Here is a 1,104-nt window from a genome sequence, read left to right on the forward strand (position 1 = left end):
TTGCAGAAATCGCCCAAAAAGGTGCAGCAGTTTTTTGGGAAGGATTCTGTCAAATATGCCGCTTGATTCAAGTTGTTTTATTTCTAGTCAATAACCACCTCACTGCTGCCATTATTACGCTGCGCAAGATCATGCTGCATTTCAATATTATTTATGGATAGATTCTAAGTTAGCGATTTTTCTGGCCTTGCTCTTTTGCATCCGAGCAGTCTATGCGTACAGCAAGCCCATCTTTGAACGAAAAATTTTCAATACATGGCTTGCCATCCACAACTACATCCCTGCGGCCAATATCACTAGCTTCAAAGAATTCAACAATAGTTGTTTCTCCATCATTGTTCCAATCCATCTCCTTCCAATAATATCCATGACTGAAGCTTCCAATCCCACGAAGCAGAATGTAGATAACTAATATTGCAGCTATTACAGCCAGCAAAAGAATCAATATTCGCTTCATCATCTTGCCCAGGGTGCGCTGAACCCACCAACCGGACGGTTTGCTGGGTACTGAGTGGTTCCGCCAAAAGAGCCTGAAGAAAGCAGACCGTTGCCAAGATCAACCGGCAATACATGTCTGCTATTGGTTCCAATTGTAGATTTTCCCTTGGTGTAAAAATCGTTCATGCCTACTTCAGCAAGACAACGTTGAATAGGCATCCCACAGTTGTTAGTCGCAGCGTTGTAATCACCTTGTGGCCTAGCAAGGCAGACTGCCAAATTTGCTTCCTGCTGCGGCGACAGATTCAAATTAACCTCTGTTCCATCCCTAAAACCGTTTTTCGCAAGATAGTTTGCTTGCGGCAAGGTGGTCATACCCCCAGGGCCATATGAATATGTTGTGCCATTGATAGTCGTGGATACGTGTCCAAACGACGATGATCCCAAGCCAACTGGCTGCCAGATAGTGACGCCTGTGGCCAACCCTAGAGGGTCAGTCCAACTCAGCGGATTCCCCTCCACATAGGCAAACCGATTCCACCCACCTTCGAGTCCGATGGGGTCGGCCTGCGTGTACCGCCCCGTTACCGCATCGTAGTACCGATGCAGGTTGTAGCTCAACCCCGTTTCCTCGTCCCACTGCTGCCCCGGGTAGCGCAGCTCAAA

The 1,104-nt window shown here is 47.5% G+C and carries 2 protein-coding genes; both read right to left on the minus strand.

The window, feature by feature from the left end; translation table 11 throughout:
* Positions 1-169: 169 nt before the first annotated feature.
* Complete coding sequence (locus tag EV674_RS17310; protein WP_132750532.1) at positions 170-457, minus strand: hypothetical protein; 288 nt, start codon at positions 455-457, stop codon at positions 170-172.
* Positions 457-1,104 (minus strand): RHS repeat-associated core domain-containing protein (locus tag EV674_RS17955; RefSeq protein WP_132750533.1); only part of this gene is annotated, 648 nt, incomplete at its 5' end. The genes EV674_RS17310 and EV674_RS17955, both read right to left, overlap by 1 nt.

The organism is Simplicispira metamorpha (assembly GCF_004341365.1).
Lineage (GTDB): Bacteria > Pseudomonadota > Gammaproteobacteria > Burkholderiales > Burkholderiaceae_C > Simplicispira > Simplicispira metamorpha.